Raw genomic sequence first — 19253 nt, 5'->3', positions numbered from 1 at the left:
TATAAGTGCGTAAAGCCATACTATGCGTAGATGATGAAAAAATAGTTCTAGACAGTCTATGTGCACAATTTGAGAGATCTTTTGGTAGTGAATTTATTTATGAAGCAGCCGAAAGTGTTGAAGAAGCATGGGAAGTAATCGATGAGTTAATTGAAGACGGTTGTACACTTATTCTTGTGATTTCCGACTGGCTGATGCCAGATGTTAAGGGCGATGAATTTCTAAGAGAAGTTCACCAAAAGTGGCCGAAGACAATTAAAATAATCCTAACAGGATATGCTGATAACGCTGCACTTGAGAAAGCAAAGGAGACCGCTAATCTTTACTGCATAATACAAAAACCATGGGACGGTCATGAGCTTATTGAGCAGATTAAGAGGGCCTTAGTTACTGTTCAATAGAGTTTAAGTTTATTTGTAAATGTTTAATTACATTAAAGCATATTTTATGATTATCCTAAATCTATCTATTTGAATTATTTAGAAAGATGGCTTATACTTAACTATAGATTATATGTGTAGAGGAGGAATTGCATGTATTTTGATTTAGATAGGTGAGTGGGTCATATAACTGAAAATTCTATGAAAGAAATTTCGGATGCCTTCGGTCGAAGGCTTAAAAAAAGTGGTATAACGAGAATTCAATGGATTGCTCTTTACTATATAAATGCTAATCAAAATATAACTCAGAGAGAATTATCAAAGCTTATGTTCGTTAAAGATTCCAGCGTTGGTAGATTACTTGATAGACTTGAGCGAGATAATATGATTAAGCGTATAAGAAACAAAGAAGATAGGCGCAACATCAATATCATATTAACTGAAGAAGGAAAAACTAAAATTGATGCTTTAATCCCTGAAGGAGATAAATTTAACAATAAATTGATAGAAGGATTAACAGAAGGAGAATTAAGGATTTTTGAAAAAGTAGTGTTTACTATGGTAAGAAACATTAAAGATTATGAGTAAGAATTTCATAAATAGAACTTTAAGAAAGTATTCTCAGGTTTTGCATTCAAGGTTGCAAAACTGAGGATATTTTTTTATTTCAACAAGATATTATTTAAAATTAAAAAAATAAAAGCAAGAATTTGAAAGAATATTGTTAAAATTTTATTGAAATAAAGAAAAATGTTTGCTATACTTAATATTGCATAGGCAAACAAAAAGGAGGGGCTTTTATGGCGTACAATGTAAGAGAGATGTTAAATGGTTTTGTTGGAGGGTTAGAGGATCTAGGACAAACAAATCCTGAGCAGGTAGGAGCGTTTATGGGATTACTTGGAGCATCCTATGAACCTAATGCTGTGGACTATAAGACTAAAGAGTTAATTAGTGTAGCAATCGGTTGTTACAACAGATGTGAGTATTGTATCGTATATCATACATATAAGGCTCTTGAAGCGGGAGCAACAAGAGAAGAAATTATTGAATCAGCGATGGTGTCGGTAGCATTTGGTGGAGGTCCAGCAATGGCTTACTCAGTAACATTATTAAAAGATTGTTTAGATGAATTTGAAAAGGATTTTCAATAAAGACTAGAGGGGCTTAGGTAGTCATTGCCTATGGCCCTTTTTTTAAAGGTGGGATAGTATGAAGTGTGAATTGATTATCGAGAAACTATCTGGACATGATACAAAGGCTAAAGTAGGAAAAATCTCCAAAAGGGTCGGAGACGAGGTTAAAGCTGGAGATATATTATTTACTCTAGAATCGGGGAAAGGAAATTTAAACTTTACTGCCGATGCGAATGGTACTTTAATGGAGCTAAATATAGAAGAGGGACAGACTGTTTCGAAGAAAGATGTAGTTGGCTTCGTTGAAGGGGAAAGGTTAGATAACAAGGACAAGACCGACAAAGTAAACTCTAAGAAACCTAAGTATTCCTTTGGTATAGCGAAACCCAAAAAGGAAGAGGTTGTATGTGATTTGCTAGTAATAGGTGGTGGTCCAGGTGGTTATGTGGCTGCGATTAGAGGTGCTCAGTTAGGTCTAAGTACAGTTTTGATTGAAAAAAATCGCCTAGGTGGTACATGTCTAAACTACGGCTGTATCCCCACAAAATCAATGGCCGAAAGTTCTCATATCCTTGAAAATATAAAAAGTGCTGAAGTATTTGGAATCCATGTAGAAGATTATAAAGTATCTTTAGGTGAAATCATTGAGAGAAAAGATCAGGTTGTAGAGACCTTAGTATCGGGAATTAGTCAGTTAATGGAAGCTAACAATATTAGAGTTATTGAAGGTAATGCCGTTGCAGTTGATGAGGAAACAATCAGTGTTAAAACTAAAAAAATCGATGCAACTATTAAAGCAAAAAATATAATATTAGCCCTTGGTTCATCTGCTAGTACCTTGTCAATAGAAGGAGCAGACCTACCAAATGTCCTAACAAGTAAAGAAATGCTCTCACTAACAGAAATTCCAAAGAGGTTGACTGTAATAGGTGGCGGTGTAATTGGAATGGAGTTAGCATTTATATATAGGTCACTTGGCTCAGAAGTAACGGTAGTCGAGTATGCATCTGAAATCTTGTCTATATTAGATGGTGATGTTATAGAACACATATCATCTATTGCTAATGAAAAAGGAATTAAAATTTTTGAAAGTGCTTGTGTCAACAGAATACAAGAAACTGTAGATGGTCAGTTAATAACAACCTTTAATAAGGATGATAAAGAATATTATATTAGTAGTGATAAGGTTTTAATGGCCGTTGGAAGAAACGCAAATCTAGATAGTATAGAATTAGATAAATTGAAGGTAGCCTTAAACGAAAAAGAAAATGGTATAGCAGTTAATGAATACATGCAAACTTCATCGCCTTCTATTTATGCAATAGGCGATGTTACAAATATTGTTCAACTTGCCCACGTAGCTTCTCATCAAGGGCTAATTGCAGTAGAGCACATAAAGGGAAGCAAAGCAAAAGCCCATTATGATCTAGTACCAAGTGCTATATTTACAAGTCCGGAGATTGGACATATCGGTATGACCGAAAGGGAAGCGGCTGCAAAAAATATAGCTATTAATGTAGCTAAGTTTCCATTGATGGCTAGTGGAAAAGCACTAGTAATGAATGCGACAGATGGTTTCATTAAATTGATTGCAGATGCAGAACAAGATATTCTTTTAGGTGGAGTTATTGTTGGAGAACATGGAACCGACATGATAGCAACTATTTCGAATCTAATACAACATAAAGTGAAGATAGATGATGCAATTCAAGTAATTTATGCACATCCAACCCTGTCGGAAGGAATACATGAATCTTTACTAATGTTAAAGAATAGAGGTATTCATTTTGGGTAAAGTGATTCCTATGATATATCTAACATCGTCAAAGGATCCGGCCGTTAATTTAGCTATTGAGACATATCTTATTAAAAATGCTAATTGCAATGAAGTTATATTGCTACTTTGGCAAAATGAAAACACAATAGTAATAGGTAGAAATCAAAATCCCTATCAGGAGTGTAATCTAGAGGAAATAAAGGTTAATAATGTTTCACTTGTTAGAAGGTGTTCCGGTGGTGGAGCAGTATATCATGACCTAGGAAATTTGAACTTTTCATTTATTACAGGAGAAGAGAATTACGATGTAAACAAACAACTACAAGTAATTATAGAAGCTCTGAAGCCCTTTGGATTAAAGGCCGAGTATAGTGGTAGAAACGACATTGTTATAGATGGAAAAAAATTTTCAGGTAATGCTTTCTACTCTGAAGAAGGTACTAGTTGTCACCATGGAACTTTGCTATTGGACGCAGATGTTGAAAAAATGATACGGTATCTCAGCGTATCGGCAATAAAAATTGATTCAAAGGCTATACAATCGGTAAAATCAAGGGTTGTAAATCTATCGGAATTAAATCCAGACATAACGATTGAGACCATAAAAAAGTCGCTATATAATTCCTTTGAATCAATCTATGGGACTATAGAATCCGTGGAAGAGCTTAATATACCAATGGATAGTATAAGAGATGAGGTTACAAAGAATAGATCATGGGACTGGACATATTCCCAGAGTCCCAGTTATTCAGTAACATTGACAGAAAAATTTGATTGGGCAGTTGTAGAATTTAGCTATGATGTTTCGGATGGTAAATTTAAGGAATGTAGCTTTAATACCGATGCTCTTATTTTAGAAAATTTTAGTGGATTAGAAAGAGAGCTAATAGGAAAAGAAGTAAAGATAGAAACAATAAATAGAGCTATTAAATACATCATAAAGAATGCAAGGGTAAGGGATGATCTTATTAGTTTATTTGATAGATATATAAAGTGATGATATTTGATTTTCGAATATGGTCACGCAAGGAAATCAATAGTAACCAGTCAACAATGACGTCGGTCTACTGTAGTGTAAAAACACTGTAGTACGACGTCATTTCATTTTTGGAGTTTTGGAGGCCTTAGAGCACTACAATCTTTTCTTACCGACACTTATTTTTACTTAATGAGGGGTTTCTTATTATTACTACTATATCCCCTACAACCCCTATTCCCAAATTAACCTTTTGAAATATCAAACAAAATTCCATATAATTAATATAGATAGAAAGTAAACCGATAAGGATTTATTATCCTTGCGGAAAGGAAGTGAACACCAAAGACGATGAGACCTAAACTACTAAAGATATCAGGATTGAACAGCTTTGTTGAGGAACAAGAGATTGATTTTTCAACCCTTATAGAAGGTGGATTATTTGGTATATTTGGACCGACGGGAAGTGGAAAATCCACTATATTAGATGCTATAACCATAGCTTTGTATGGATATAATGCCATAGCAAGGGGAACAAAGGAATTTATAAATACAGATATGGAAAAGGTGTTTCTAAGCTACGAGTTTGATTGTGGAAATAACTTAGGTAGACAAGCCTATAGAATAGAAAGAAGTATAAAGAAGAATAAGAACGGTGGAATTAAGACAGACTTTGCTAGATTAACCCTTCTAGATTCTGAAGGTAATAATATAAGGATTGTAGATAAGATTTCTGAGATAGATGAGGAAGTAAAAAATGTAATTGGCCTTAACCATCAAGACTTTACAAGGTCTGTAGTCCTTCCACAGGGAAAGTTTAGTGAGTTCTTAAAACTGGCAGGTAGTGAGAGACGGAACATGCTTGAAAGAATTCTGAGCTTGGAGAAATATGGAGGAAACCTTGTAGATAAGATAAGAAGCTATAAAAGGAAAAGGGAAGAAGAGTTACAGGTTTTAAGTGGAGAGCTTAACAGGTTTGATGGGGTGACCGAGGAAAGTATTAAAGCCGAGAGAGAAATCCTATCTCAGATCGAAAAAGATGAAAGTGAATTAAGGGACGAAATAAAACGTATTGAAAAGAGATATGAGGAACTTAATAAGATATGGGGATTACAAACTGAACTTGAGAACTATCTAAAGATGAAGGAAAAACTAGATTATAGATCTGAGGAGATTGAAGGACTTAGAGATAGATTGGAGAAAGGAAGAAATGCTGAAAGGGTTAAGCCCTATCTTGATAGATATAATGACACTCTTCATGATATTAAAAAGAATAAGGAAATCCTAAAGGATATTCTGACAAAGCTAGAGGATGTTAGTAAGAAATTAGAGGAAACTAAAATAAAATACGAAGCTGCATATCTTAAAAAGGATCAAGAACTACCTGTATTAATAGAAAAGGAAGCTAATGTAAAGAATGCAATAGAGTTGAAGGAAGCCGTTGATAAGTTAAATAGGGAACGTGCTATACTAGCAGAAAAGTTTAAAAAGTGCAGTGAAGTAATAAAAAAATCAGAGGAAAAACTAGAAAAGCTTAAGCTTGATAGAGAAAATAATGATAAGAAAATAGAAGAACTTGAAGAGAGATGCAAGTTTTTAAAGGTATCGCCTGAATATAGAGAAAAACTGAACAAGGCTTGGAAACTAAAAAATAGTTATGATGAATTAAACAAGGCTAAGGAGGAAAGCTTAAGAAATATAGAAGGCTTAAACAAAAGGATAATAGAAGGTAACGAAAAAATTAGTGAAATAGGAAAAGCTCTTGTAGAAAAAGAATCTACATATAATGGCTTAAAGAATGAGCTTGGAAGCCTTGAAGCAAATCCTCCTAAGGATAACGATTATATATTAGAGAAAGAAATTAAGCTACATAAATTAAAATCAGACCTACAGGAAACAAAGGATAACCTTAAAAAGAAAGTTGAAATTGAAAGTGAATTAAGGATAATTCAAGATAAAAATAAAGAAGCTGGGCTTAAGTTAGACTATTTAAAGAAAAGACACAAAGAGAATGGAGACAAGCTTGAGGATGTCAAGTTGGAGATTGTTAAGCTGGAGAATGCCCAAAGAGCAGGAATTCTTAGTCTAGAACTTAAGGAAGACAGTCCTTGTCCTGTATGCGGCTCTTTAGATCACCCACAGACTGCTAAGGCAATGCCTAGGGATACAATAGAGAAGATCATAAAAATCAAAGAAGGCTTTGAAGTAAATAAAAGAGAAATTGAAAAGGGAATATACGAGCTAGAGACAGATATAAAAAATGGATCTAAGGAAGAAGAGAAAGTAAAGAAAGAACTGGATACTTGTTTAGGTAAGCTCAAAGATTATGAAGTAACTACCTTGGAAAATGATATAAAAACTATGGTCGAAAAGATCCATAATTTAAAGACATTATTTAAGAACTGGGAATCTAAAAGAAAAGAATTAATTGAAAGAGTACAGGCTAAGGAAAAGGAGAAAATAACCTTAGAAAAGCAAAATATTCGCTACTTAGAAGGTACTAATAGAGATAAAGAAAGATTATCTGAAGAGAACAAAAAAAGAGATGAATTAATTAAAAAACTTGATGAAATCCATGGTTCCTACGAACAAGCTAAGAAAGAACTAAACATTGAAGATGTAGATAAGGCAATTGAAGAAGTTAGAAAAAAGGAACATGAATTGTCAAAACATGATGAAGAATTGAAGAGACTGCGAAACGAAGTCAAAAAAATTGATATAGAAAGAGATAAAATAGGTGAAAATCTTAAAAATGCCATGCTTGAGAGAAGTAGAATAGAGGAAGCTGGTAAGGAAAAACGTATTGTCATTGATGAATATGCAGAGAAAATAAAAAAGACTGTGGGAGATAGAGAACCTAGCCTTTATTTAAAGGAAATTCAGGAAAAGAAAATTAATATAATAAACGAAGAAGACGCTCTTAGAAAATTAAAAGAAGAAGAGAAGACATTATTAAATAAATTGCAGGAAAAGAGAGTAGGCCTGGAAGATACAAATAAGGCTTTGGAAGCATCTTTAATCAATATTAAAAAGGATCTGGAGGATGCCTTAAAGGAAAACAAATTTGATAATGTTAATGAGGTAAACGCTAGTATTGCTCCTAAGCAAGAACTTAAGTCAATAGAAGATGAAATAAAAGTATTTGATGATGAGGTAAAAAAGGTAAGTGGAAATATAACTAGAATTAGAGATGAATTAAAGGGTGATACATTAGATGAAGCCGACTTTATAAAATTTAAAGAGGATATGAAATATAAGAAAGAAAGTCATGGATTACTGCTAGAAGAAATAGGCAAGAAAAAAGAAAGAATAAGAGAAATGGAAGAAAACTATGAAAGAGTTAAGGAAATAAGTGAAAAGATTAAGAAGCTTGAACACATTACAGATATGCTAAATCAAATGTTCAAGCTTGTCTCAGGAAATAAATTTGTTGAATATGTTGCAACGAGTCATTTAAGATATATTGCTAAGGAAGCATCTAAAAGACTGATGGACATAACTAACAAGAGATATAGCCTCGAACTAGACAGTAAGGGAAACTTTATCATATGCGACAATTATAATGGTGGAGTTCGAAGGGACTGTAATACTCTATCTGGTGGAGAAACCTTTCTTACATCCCTTGCATTAGCCCTATCTCTTTCTAGTCAAATACAGCTTAAGGGTAATGCCTCAATAGAATTCTTTTTCCTCGATGAAGGATTTGGAACCTTAGATAATCATCTTTTAGATACGGTAATGACCTCACTTGAAAAACTACATCAGGAAAAACTGGCTGTAGGTATAATAAGCCATGTTAATGAACTCAAAAATAGAGTTCCCATTAAATTAGTAGTGACACCATCTGAATCGGGACTACATGGGACAAAGGTAGCTATAGAGAAAAACTAAGTTTTTACTTAGTATATCTATCGGCATAGGAAGAGGCTGCATAGGAATCGGGTTTGATTTTTGCCTCTACGCCCATACAAGTAATCCTTCCTGTCATTTCTTGGATGAGATCTCTAGTGGCACCTCTTCTACCAATATCAATATGGGCCTCTAGAATGAAGTTTGCACCTTTGTCAGCATGGGGAATTAATATATCAATTATCTGAGAAGTTCTATTATAGTCAAATAAAAAAAGCAGTTCTTGGGTGAGGGAAGTTTCAATTGAAATCTTTTCTCTAAGACTGCTTATTCTCCGCGGAATAATATATTCTTTTATACAACCCCATGCTCCTTTACCTATACCATCTAAACCAATGCGATGAACATGGATTGCCGATATAAAACGGGTGAAGGACTTTACATGGGAATCAGTGCCAATAGCCAATTTATAAAGGGCAACAGGGTCTTTCTGAACAAAGGACAATATACTGTTAAAAGCTTCGTCAAAGGTCATATGGTTTGTAGTTGAATTAGAAAACACCATTGTATTTAAATAATAAGGATTGTTATTAGTCATAAATACAGCCTCCTTAATAGTATTATTTAAGTTGAACTAAAAGATTAAGTACTGCTATTGACATTGAAAAAACTAAAACTCAAAGTTAATGTTAAGCTTAAACGTTAACTAAATATTAAGTGAGAGGATGATAATGTGAATTTAGCTAAAGAATTAAATGTTGCAAAGAATTTAGCTATAAAAGCTGGTGAAGCTATAATGAAAATATACTCAAATTCCTTTGATGTAGAGTATAAAGAAGATGAATCCCCTATAACGATAGCCGATAAAAATGCAAATGAAATAATTGTAGATAGACTTAAAAGTGATTTTCCCGATTATGCTATACTTTCTGAAGAATGTGAAGATGATCTATCGAGATTAAACAATGACTGGTGCTGGATAGTTGACCCCTTAGATGGTACAAAGGAATTTATTAAAAAAAATGGAGAATTCACTGTTAATATTGCCCTATCCCATAAAAATAGATCAGTGCTTGGAGTAATATATATACCAGCAACAAAAGAGTTATTCTATGGGGCAGAGGGTCTTGGTTCGTATTATCAAAAAGAATCAACCCCTGTAGAAATTACGGTTTCTAATAGAACAGAAAATATTAGGATGATGGTTAGCAGATCACATGCAACAGATAGATTAAAGGACCTCATTGACAATAATAGAGATAAAATAAGTGACATTAAAAGAGCCGGCAGCTCACTAAAGGGTTGTTTTATTGCTAAAGGAGATGCCGAAGTGTACTATCGCTTTGGTCCAACTAAGGAATGGGATACTGCTGCAATGCAATGTATAGTTGAAGTAGCCGGTGGCATATTTAAGCAAATAGATGGAACTGCGATGAATTATAACAGAGAAAACACTTTAAATCATAAGGGTTTTTATATTTTAAACAATATTGAAAATAAGCTGATATAGAGAGAGTTATTTTTGAGCATTAACATATTTCTGGCTTCCTTTATTTCTTCGAGTACTAATTAATTGTTCAATTTTCTCTATATAATTTTCATTACTGCTTACCCTTATATGGCTAGTTAGAAGATATTCATTTCGTGTCTTTGGAAATCTGTCATGTTGTACATTGCTCTTAATAGTCTTTGCAATTATTTTGCTCTTAATATGGGTGTGCGCTTTTTCAAATCCATATTTGTTGACTTTAGTAAGGTTTATTACTAAAAATCCACCACTGGAAGGCTTAATAATAATGCTATCCATATAAGCATACCTTCTTTCATTTATGATGTTTTCAATAACCCCTTCCTATTAACATAGTATTTTTGAAGGCACCAAACAGTTACTATTACAAAGTATATTTAATTACAAAATGTACAGGCTTTATAATTCTATTTAATATAATATATGTTATAAACGTATGAAAATTTTGTTATAAATTGATTAAATTAATAAATTTTTTTAATCCAGATTATTAATGAGAAGCTTGAAAAGGAATTAAAAGAAATGGACAAAAGAAGAAACATGAAAGTAAGCTTTCATGAAATCCGACAAATTTTTCACATATAAATGAAGGAAATTTCAGAATAATAGAGAAATAGTTATATAACCCGGATTATCTGCAAACTTTCTATGAATAATCTGGGATAAGGTACTATATAGAATTATACAAAATATCTGAAAGAGGGAAATCTATGTTTACACCAATAAAGAATAAAAAGCTATATCAGCTTGTGATAGATCAAATACAGGAAATGATCTTAGATGGAAAACTTAAAAAGGGAGATAAGCTGCCCTCTGAAAGAGATTTAAGCAATCAGCTAGGAATTAGTAGAACGTCTATAAGAGAAGCCCTAAGAGCCCTAGAGATAATAGGACTGATTGAAAGTCGACAAGGAGAGGGAAATTTCATTAAGGGAAGAATGGAAAGTAGTATCTTTGAGCCTCTATCGGTTATGTTTATATTAAGCGGAGGCAGACCACAAGATATATTAGAAGTAAGAAGAATTATTGAAGTGGAAGGGGCTATACTGGCAGCTAAGGAAATAAATGATGATCAGAAGGAAGAATTAATAGAAATAATGAATCAATTAAGAAATGCCAAGGATGAAAAGGAAAGTTCGGAATTTGATAGAAAGCTGCACTTTATGATTGCAAAGTGCACTGGAAACCACTTAATAATGAACCTTTTTAATGTAATATCGACACTTATGAAGGACTTTATAAAGGATGCCAGATGGGAAATATTAAAGGCGAATAAGAGTCAAGAATTCTTAGTAAATCAACATCAATTAATCTGTGATGCAATTATTGAAAATGATCCGGACAAAGCTGGATTGGCGATGAAGGCTCATATAGAATACATTTATAATGTAGTTGAAGAATTGAATGATAAATGGTAGTAGCATATTTTGCCGTTATATTATATGAAAGACAGAGACCATATTTTCACTATTATTGAGAATATGGTCTCTTTTATTGAACTTATTTCTCGAAGAGAAATCCCGCTAAAAATAAGAACTTTAGTAGGAGATATAGATAAGTGTGAATATAAATGAGAGCCTTAACAGAAAAAGATATTGAAAAATCATGAAAATTCAGATAATATAATGGTAAGGTGGTAATACCGCTATAGCCGTTTTGTCAGGAAATAAAAGAGCAGTTTTATTGCTAAGGTAAATATCATTTCAATAAATTGTTGCAATAGTAAGGAGGAGAAAATCTCTGAATTATTATTTTGATTAACTGGTATTACCATAGCACCAATATATAATAGGGCTTATCTTAAAGATTAATATTATAAAAGGAGGATGTAGAATGGCGAAAGTAGAGGTTCCCTATTCAAAAGAACATTGGAGTATTGAAGTTCCTGATAAGAATTTGGTTGGGATATTAGAGTCTAATGCAAATGAATTTGTAACTGAATTATCTCAGGAGGAAATTGTGAGTCTGGCACTGGACAACCCTATCGGGGGTAAAAAGCTTGAAGAATTGGTTATTGGAAAGAAAAATATGGTCATTATAACAAGTGATCATACCAGACCTGTTCCTAGTCATGTTACTTTACCGATAATGTTAAGACGAATAAGAAAAGCAAATCCTAAAATAGATATAAAGATTCTAATTGCAACGGGTTATCATAGGCCGACTACAAGAGAAGAATTAATATTTAAATGTGGTAAAGAGGTTGCAGAAAACGAAAATTTTGTTATGCATTTTTCAAAGGAAAATAATACATTAACGAAGGTTGGAATCCTTCCTTCTGGTGGAGAACTATGGCTGAACAAACTTGTTATGGAAACAGAGGTTCTAATTGCCGAGGGATTTATTGAACCCCATTTCTTTGCAGGATTTTCCGGTGGTAGAAAAAGTGTATTACCGGGAGTAGCAGGGGCAAAGACTGTATTGGCAAATCACTGCTCAAAATTTATTGCAAGTGATTTTGCTAGAACAGGGATTTTAGAAAATAACCCAATACACAAAGATATGCTATATGCTGCTGAAAAAGCAAATCTAGCTTTTATACTAAATGTGGTAATAGACAGTGAGAAAAAGGTTATAGGCGCATTTGCTGGAGATAGTGCGTTGGCCCATGAAAAGGGATGCGAATTTGTTACAGGCCTAGCTAAGGTTGATAAGATTAATGCAGATATTGTAGTAAGTACTAATGGTGGCTATCCCCTTGATCAAAATATATATCAGGCTGTAAAGGGGATGACGGCGGCAGAGGCTACATGTATAGAGGACGGAGTAATAATTATGATTGCTGCATGTAACGATGGACACGGAGGTCAGTCATTTCATGATAACATGGCACAGGCAAGCTCACCGGAAGAAGTTCTTGAAAAAGTGCTAAAAATTCCAGCAGAAGAAACAATTCCAGATCAATGGGAATTTCAAATATTAGCTAGGATTCTATCTAAGTTTACAGTTATTTTAGTAACGGATATGTGTGACCCGGAAATGATAAAGTCAATGCATATGGAACATGCCTATAGTTTTGAAGAGGCACTGGATAAAGCCTTTAAATTAAAAGGATTAGATGCGAAGGTAGCAGTTATTCCAGATGGAGTTTCTGTAATAGTGAAATAGAAATTATATACTTAGAAAGTCATCAACCTGTTCAGAATAAATAAAAAATTAGAGGGCGATGATTTTTGAATACTATTAAAAATATACCGTTTTTCTATGGTGTTTTAAAAACATTCTAGGAAGACGGTATTTTAATTTTTTGATACTATTGTAAGTCATTTCTAGAGGAATTTTAAGCTATTTATAGAAAGAGTAATATACATAATCTGGGATAAACTAGGAGGTATAAGAATGAATTATAAAAGGTTTAATGGATTAACTAAAGAGGGATTAAGAGAGCTACTTATTGTAATAAAAAAGCTGGGATTACCCCTAGTTATACTAGGTGGACTCTTCCTTATATATAGCTGGATAGATGGTAAACCAGCAGTATCCTTTAGCCAACTAATTATGACCTTTCTTTTCCTCGCCTTGATGCAAGTAGAGTTTGAGAATCTCTGGCTTGAGAATGAAGTTAAAGAGATAAAAAAGCGATTGAAGGAACTTGAAGAAAAAAGCCAGGCTGATGAAAATAAATAAGATTTTATTATTAGGTCTTGATTAAAGTCAAAAATGATGATAATATAATAAACATAAGCTTAGACTATAAACAAAAGTTTATAAAAGTAGAAGATGGGTGAATAAATTGACTGATAGAGAAAAAGAAATATTAGATATGATAGGAAAAAATCCAATGATTTCACAGCAAGAGATTGCCGATACCCTAGGGATAGCACGTTCATCTGTAGCAGTCCATATAACAAACCTTGTGAAAAAGGGTCACATAAAGGGAAAGGGTTATATATTGAAGGATAGGGACTATGTAACTGTAATTGGAGGAGCAAATATAGACATCATAGGATTTCCAAAGGAGATCCTTAATCTTGGAGATTCCAATCCTGGTAAAGTTAAAATATCATTAGGTGGCGTTGGAAGAAATATATCTGAAAATCTATCCAAGATGGATATAGAGACTAAGCTTATAACTGCCATGGGTACAGACCTATATGGAAAGAAGATATTAGACGAATGTGAACTGTCTGGAATTAATATGGAAAATTCTTTGGTGCTAAAGAATAAACCTTCTTCAACATATCTTTCAGTGTTGGATGAAAAGGGTGACATGAAGGTTGCAATAGCCCATATGGAAGTTATTGATGAAATAGATATAGAATTCATTAGAAAGAAGTCTCTAGTCATCAAGAACTCCAGTTGTGTAGTTGTAGATACTAATATTAAGAAAGAAGTAATCGAATATCTAATTACTAACTTTAAGGATGTAGATTTCTTTGTAGATACAGTATCTACGGCAAAGTCAAGAAAGATAAAGGATTTTATTGGATCATTTCATACAATAAAGCCAAATAAAATTGAAGCAGAGGAACTTAGTGGAATCAAGATAGACTGTAGTGAAGATGCTAAAAAAGCTATAAGGTATTTCTTAGATTTAGGAGTTCAAAGAGTATTTATCAGTCTTGGGAAGAATGGAGTATACTATGGGGATAGTAAAGACATAGGCCATATTCCCGCCAGAGAAGTTAAAATGGTAAATGCAACTGGTGCTGGCGATGCATTTATTGCAGGACTGGTATATAGTTATTTAAATAATTTTGACGCCAGGAAAAGTGCAAGATTCTCAATGGCGGCTTCAGTAATTGCCCTTAGTCATGAAGATACCATTAATCCAAATATGTCTATAAAGAAAATTGAAGAAAATATGAAGGAGATGGAATAATGATGAAAAAATATTTAGAAATACACCCAGAAGTTGAAAAGGCTCTAAAGGAGAAGAAAGCAGTTGTTGCATTGGAATCAACTATTATATCCCATGGTATGCCTTATCCTAAAAATGTTGAAACTGCATTAAGGGTTGAAGAAATAATTAGAGAAAATGGAGCCGTACCGGCAACTATAGGAATCATTAATGGAAAGATAAAGGTTGGGTTGACTACTGAAGAAATTGAACATATGGCAACAAGTAAGGATGTTGCAAAGGTGAGTAGAAGAGATATTCCATTTGTTGTAGCGCAGAAATTGGATGGGGCTACAACAGTTGCAGGAACTATGATAGCAGCTAGCCTTGCAGGAATCAAGATGTTTGTAACAGGTGGAATTGGTGGAGTTCATAGAGGTGCTGAGAAGACCTTTGACATATCTGCTGACCTTAAGGAGCTTGCAAATACAAATGTAGCCGTTGTATGCGCAGGGGCTAAATCAATACTAGATATAGGATTAACACTAGAATATCTTGAGACCCATGGTGTGCCTGTAGTTGGATATGAAACAGAAGAATTTCCGGCTTTCTATACTAGAAAAAGCGGATTTGGGGTAGATTATAAGGTAGATAATCCAGAGGATTTAGCTGTATCTATTAAATCTAAGTGGGATTTAGGATTAGATGGTGGAATGGTTATTGGTAATCCTATCCCAGAAGAATTTGAAATGGATTATGAAATCATAAATAAAGCCATAGAAGATGCATTGAATGAAGCTGAAGAATTAGGTATAAAGGGAAAAGAAACGACTCCGTTCCTACTTTCAAAAATCAAAAATATAACTGAAGGAAGAAGTCTTGAATCTAATATCCAACTAGTGTACAACAATGCAAGAGTTGGAGCTAAGATAGCTGTGAAACTGTCAGAATTATATTAGAGAAAGTTGCGGCAGGTACTGAGGAAATGAGTGAATCTACAAAGCAGCAGCTTGCTAGTATTGAACTGTTATCTAACTATACCGAAGAATTAAAAGGATTTGCATTTGAACTTAATAAGGAACTTGAGGGCTTTAGGCTGAAATAGAGATTAGTAAAAATAGCACCGATTTCCCGGGAAATCGGTGCTATTTTATTAAAGTCACTCCTTAAAGAGAAATAGTTTATTAAGAGCTTGTTCTAGGTTCCTGAATCCGTGTGTATCTATATATACCAAATATAATAACCAAGCTTCCCACAAGCTGCCAAGCCGTAGGTATTTCTTTGAAGAATACTATCGCCCAAATGCTAGCGAATACTGGCTCTCCAAGAACAGCAGTTGATATATAAGTAGGTTTTAAATACTCAAGAGCCCAGTTAAATATACTATGGCCAAGTATTGTACAGAAAATAGCAAGCATCAGAAATCTTAACATTTCTTGAAGAGAATATGGATAGAGAGACGTCTTTGTAAAAATTGAAAATAGAATCAATGTAATAGTACTACTTGTATAAACTATAAAGGTGTATGCTGTCAAAGAAAGCCTTTGTCTAACTATTCTCCCAATTAACATATAACCTGCCACAAAGAAGGCACCTAATATTGCGAGCATATCACCATATAAAATATTGCTGCCAAGTGTAGAATCGCCAGTAGATATTATGATGCTTCCAGTTAGTGCAATAGCGATAGAAATTAATGTGTTTCTTGAAATTCTTTCCTTCAAGATGATAAAACTACCAAGTACAATAAATACCGGATGAGTATTGACTAAAACTGTAGAGCTTGCTACAGAAGTGTATTTTAAAGATTCTATCCATGTGGCAAAATGTAAGGCTAAGAATATTCCACTAACGACACAAATGCTAAAGGTTTTTATGTCAATTTTTTTTACTTCATCAATGTTTTTACTTATTGCTGAAGGTAATAGTAATAAAACTGTGAATCCCATCCTGTATACAGATATAATCAATGACGGTGCATGAGAAGATTTTGCAATTATTGAAGAAAAGGATACAAAAATTACTCCTATTAAAACTATGAGCTTAGCATTAGTTTTTTTCATTTCAACACCCCTATATTTGGTAAAAATATATATTATATTATAGCAGTAATGATGATAAATAATAAGACTGAAATCATGTATTCTCTTTAAATATTAAAATAAACGAAAGGAAAAGAGTATATAGAGTAATAAATGGACTTTTAGGAAGTGTAAGCTAAAGCAGAGAAGATTATTTACAAATAAAAGAAAAAATGTTATAATTTAGATAATAAAATATAACGATATGAGAATTGGAGAGTCGTGTTAATAAAGCCTATAAAACAATAGGAGATATTAACGCGGCTTTTTATTTAGGCTATTTTTCCAAGAAAAATCTGATTAAAATGAGAGAAATCAATCGTTACAAGTTTCAATTTATACCTATAATATACAGCTCTTCTACATAAACTTATTCCTTTAACATATAGCGCATTTCAAATATACCACACCTGCTGATAAGCAAGCACTTAGAAAAATGTAACATCTCATATTAAATAATCATTGATAATTTCAAAACTATATATATCCATTTCTAAGGTTCAATTAACTGAAGTAACCACTGAAAATCCTTCTTGCTTAGACGGACAACCTTTGATTGATGTATTTTTAGCTTATATCATAACAGCTTAAAACTACAGAAGAATAAGGAATAGGAGCAAAGAAGTTAGAAAAATTTTCAGAGAAGGGGTGATAGGCTATTTTGAGACTAGAAAAAAGGAGGGGATGATTATACGGTAAAAAATCAGAATATAAAAAAGGCTTGCTACAAAATTATTGTGGAAATATTATTTGCTGAAGAAAATTAAGGAGAGTGGGAAAGATGAGATTGAGAAGAATGATTATTTCGATTTGCTTAGCGTTATTGCTTTTAATTATACCTAATACTACTAATATGGCTCATGCCAATGCAGTCGCCAGAGAAAATGAATATCCTATTGTACTAGTACACGGTTTTGGTGGATGGGGCAGAGATGAGGTTCCTAGTATAAAATACTGGGGAGGCTTAACCGAAGACTTAGAAGAAATATTAAATGACCATGACTATAAAACACATACTGGGGTAGTAGGTCCCTACTCTAGTAACTGGGATCGTGCATGTGAGCTATATGCATATATAAAAGGTGGCAGAGTAGATTATGGTAAGGCACACTCTGAAAAGTATGGGCATGACAGGTATGGGAGAACGTTTTCAGGTCTTTATACTGATTGGGGTGAAGTGAATGGAGAAGATGTCAATAAAATTCATCTAATATCCCACAGTATGGGAGGGCAAACAGTACGTGTACTAGCTCAATTACTGAAAGAGGGATCACAGGATGAAATCACTACAGTTGTAGGAGAAAATCCATCACCGGAAGCAATACAGCAGGCTATAGATTCAGGCGAATTGTCCCCACTTTTTATAGGGAATAAATCATGGATACATAGTATTACAACTATATCTACACCGCATGACGGAACAACCATGGCAGATGCTGTAACAGGGGCCATTCCATTTGCTCAACAACTTGTTGCATTCGTCGCAGCCCAAGCAGGAATTGTTGATGAACCTGTTTATGATTTTAAATTAGATCAATGGGGTTTAAAGATGAAGCCAGATGAACTCTATATTGAATATGCCGATCGTGTATGGAATAGTACTATATGGGAAGACACAAAGGATATAAGTGCGTGGGAGCTTACTCCCGATGGAGCTAAAGAATTAAATAGTTGGGTTAAAGCCCAGTCCGATATTTATTACTTTTCATGGGCTACAGAGGCAACCCGCGAGAGTCTTGTAACAGGAACACAAGTTGGTGAAATAGGAATGAATCCACTACTTATTCCATTTACATTACATATGGGAGCATATACACGAGACGAACCTGGCAAGGTAGTTATAGATAAAACCTGGTGGCAGAATGATGGCGTTGTAAATACAAACTCAATGGATGGAGCTACGATAGGATCAAATGATGAGATAGTTGACTATAATGGGGAAGCTATAATTGGAAAGTGGAACTATATGGGACTTCTTAATCGAACAGACCATCTAGATATCGTGGGTATTGGAACACCTTGGAAACCAAGTGATTGGTATAAAGAACTTGCAGAACTACTGGGTGCACTTCCAAAATAAACTTGTCTACCACTAACCAATTTGTAAATAAGGCTAAAGGAGTGTACTTTAGTTAGAACTATAGGAATCAACATAATTATTCCCTAACATGATATAATTATCTAAGACGCTTTAAACTATGTTAGGAGGATTTTTATGGAGAAGGGGTATATACATATCTATACCGGCAATGGTAAGGGAAAAACTACTGCTGCACTAGGGCTAGCCTTAAGGGCTGCTTGTGCAGGTAAAAAGGTTTATATGGGACAGTTTGTGAAAGGCATGAAGTATAGTGAAGTAAAGGCTGAAGAATATCTTCCGAACTTTAAGATTGAACAATTAGGAAGAAGCTGTTTTATAGACAGAGTACCGGAACAGGAAGATATTGATGCAGCTATGAATGGGCTTGAAAGATGTACAGGTATTATTTCAAAGGGAGAATATGATGTGATTATCTTGGATGAAATAAATATAGCATTATTTTTTAAACTATTTTCTGTGGAAGATGTAATAAAAATGCTAGAGAAAAGAGCCCCTCAAGTAGAGATAGTTCTTACAGGCCGCTATGCGCCCAAGGAGTTAATAGAGATAGCTGACTTAGTAACTGAAATGAAAGAAATAAAACATTATTATACAGAGGGTGTTATGGCACGAAAGGGTATTGAAAATTAAAAATGGAGTGTCTCT

General features: G+C 33.7%; 17 protein-coding genes. 14 read left to right on the top strand and 3 right to left on the bottom strand.

Features of this window, described 5'->3' with window-relative positions; genetic code table 11:
- Positions 1–5: 5 nt before the first annotated feature.
- From R9X47_RS07365 to R9X47_RS07340, 6 genes are all read left to right on the top strand, one after another.
- Complete coding sequence (locus tag R9X47_RS07365) at positions 6–401, top strand: response regulator (RefSeq protein WP_432666121.1); 396 nt, start codon at positions 6–8, stop codon at positions 399–401.
- A gap of 180 nt (positions 402–581) precedes the next feature.
- On the top strand, positions 582–968 hold the full coding sequence (locus R9X47_RS07360) for a MarR family winged helix-turn-helix transcriptional regulator (RefSeq protein WP_432666120.1): 387 nt from the start codon (positions 582–584) through the stop codon (positions 966–968).
- A 212-nt stretch (positions 969–1180) separates the two neighbouring features.
- Positions 1181–1534, top strand: coding sequence for a carboxymuconolactone decarboxylase family protein (locus R9X47_RS07355; protein ID WP_432666118.1), 354 nt, complete (start codon positions 1181–1183; stop codon positions 1532–1534).
- A gap of 58 nt (positions 1535–1592) precedes the next feature.
- The gene (lpdA, locus tag R9X47_RS07350; RefSeq protein ID WP_432666117.1) at positions 1593–3311 is read left to right on the top strand and encodes a dihydrolipoyl dehydrogenase; all 1719 of its coding nucleotides are present in this window, start codon (positions 1593–1595) and stop codon (positions 3309–3311) included.
- Position 3312: 1 nt separating this feature from the next.
- Positions 3313–4290, top strand: a complete 978-nt coding sequence (locus R9X47_RS07345; protein WP_432667598.1) for a lipoate--protein ligase — start codon at positions 3313–3315, stop codon at positions 4288–4290.
- A 330-nt stretch (positions 4291–4620) separates the two neighbouring features.
- Entirely contained in the window at positions 4621–8160 is a 3540-nt protein-coding gene (locus tag R9X47_RS07340; RefSeq protein ID WP_432666116.1) for an SbcC/MukB-like Walker B domain-containing protein, read from the top strand.
- A 4-nt stretch (positions 8161–8164) separates the two neighbouring features.
- Here R9X47_RS07340 and R9X47_RS07335 read toward each other — a convergent pair whose 3' ends face one another.
- Entirely contained in the window at positions 8165–8716 is a 552-nt protein-coding gene (locus R9X47_RS07335) for a ribonuclease H-like YkuK family protein (protein ID WP_432666114.1), read from the bottom strand.
- Between the two features lie 135 nt (positions 8717–8851).
- Between R9X47_RS07335 and cysQ the strand changes: the two genes are divergently transcribed.
- Complete coding sequence (cysQ, locus tag R9X47_RS07330; RefSeq protein WP_432666113.1) at positions 8852–9628, top strand: 3'(2'),5'-bisphosphate nucleotidase CysQ; 777 nt, start codon at positions 8852–8854, stop codon at positions 9626–9628.
- Positions 9629–9634: 6 nt separating this feature from the next.
- Here cysQ and R9X47_RS07325 read toward each other — a convergent pair whose 3' ends face one another.
- A complete protein-coding gene (locus tag R9X47_RS07325; protein WP_432666112.1) occupies positions 9635–9925 on the bottom strand; it encodes a hypothetical protein in 291 nt (96 codons plus the stop codon).
- 431 nt (positions 9926–10356) lie between these two features.
- Here R9X47_RS07325 and R9X47_RS07320 point away from each other — a divergent pair, with 431 nt between their 5' ends.
- From R9X47_RS07320 to R9X47_RS07300, 5 genes are all read left to right on the top strand, one after another.
- Positions 10357–11064: a FadR/GntR family transcriptional regulator gene (locus R9X47_RS07320; RefSeq protein ID WP_432666111.1), complete on the top strand. Its 708-nt coding sequence runs from the start codon at positions 10357–10359 to the stop codon at positions 11062–11064.
- A gap of 415 nt (positions 11065–11479) precedes the next feature.
- Positions 11480–12754: a nickel-dependent lactate racemase gene (larA, locus tag R9X47_RS07315; RefSeq protein ID WP_432666110.1), complete on the top strand. Its 1275-nt coding sequence runs from the start codon at positions 11480–11482 to the stop codon at positions 12752–12754.
- A gap of 231 nt (positions 12755–12985) precedes the next feature.
- Positions 12986–13273, top strand: coding sequence for a hypothetical protein (locus R9X47_RS07310; RefSeq protein ID WP_432666109.1), 288 nt, complete (start codon positions 12986–12988; stop codon positions 13271–13273).
- Positions 13274–13379: 106 nt separating this feature from the next.
- A complete protein-coding gene (locus tag R9X47_RS07305; RefSeq protein WP_432666107.1) occupies positions 13380–14468 on the top strand; it encodes a PfkB family carbohydrate kinase in 1089 nt (362 codons plus the stop codon).
- Positions 14468–15385, top strand: a complete 918-nt coding sequence (locus R9X47_RS07300) for a pseudouridine-5'-phosphate glycosidase (RefSeq protein WP_432666106.1) — start codon at positions 14468–14470, stop codon at positions 15383–15385. Before R9X47_RS07305 ends, R9X47_RS07300 begins: the two co-directional genes overlap by 1 nt.
- A gap of 225 nt (positions 15386–15610) precedes the next feature.
- On the opposite strand, the gene R9X47_RS07295 is transcribed toward R9X47_RS07300, so the two are convergent.
- Positions 15611–16489 (bottom strand): DMT family transporter, encoded by an 879-nt coding sequence (locus tag R9X47_RS07295; RefSeq protein WP_432666105.1) that lies wholly within the window; start codon positions 16487–16489, stop codon positions 15611–15613.
- A gap of 799 nt (positions 16490–17288) precedes the next feature.
- Here R9X47_RS07295 and R9X47_RS07290 point away from each other — a divergent pair.
- On the top strand, positions 17289–18587 hold the full coding sequence (locus R9X47_RS07290) for an esterase/lipase family protein (protein ID WP_432666104.1): 1299 nt from the start codon (positions 17289–17291) through the stop codon (positions 18585–18587).
- A 135-nt stretch (positions 18588–18722) separates the two neighbouring features.
- Positions 18723–19238, top strand: coding sequence for a cob(I)yrinic acid a,c-diamide adenosyltransferase (cobO, locus tag R9X47_RS07285; protein WP_432666103.1), 516 nt, complete (start codon positions 18723–18725; stop codon positions 19236–19238).
- Positions 19239–19253 lie beyond the last annotated feature (15 nt).

It is taken from the genome of Wukongibacter baidiensis, from assembly GCF_050888315.1.
GTDB lineage: Bacteria > Bacillota > Clostridia > Peptostreptococcales > Caminicellaceae > Wukongibacter > Wukongibacter baidiensis.
Note: the sequence above shows the minus strand (reverse complement) of the source record. Positions and strands in the feature narration are given on the sequence as shown.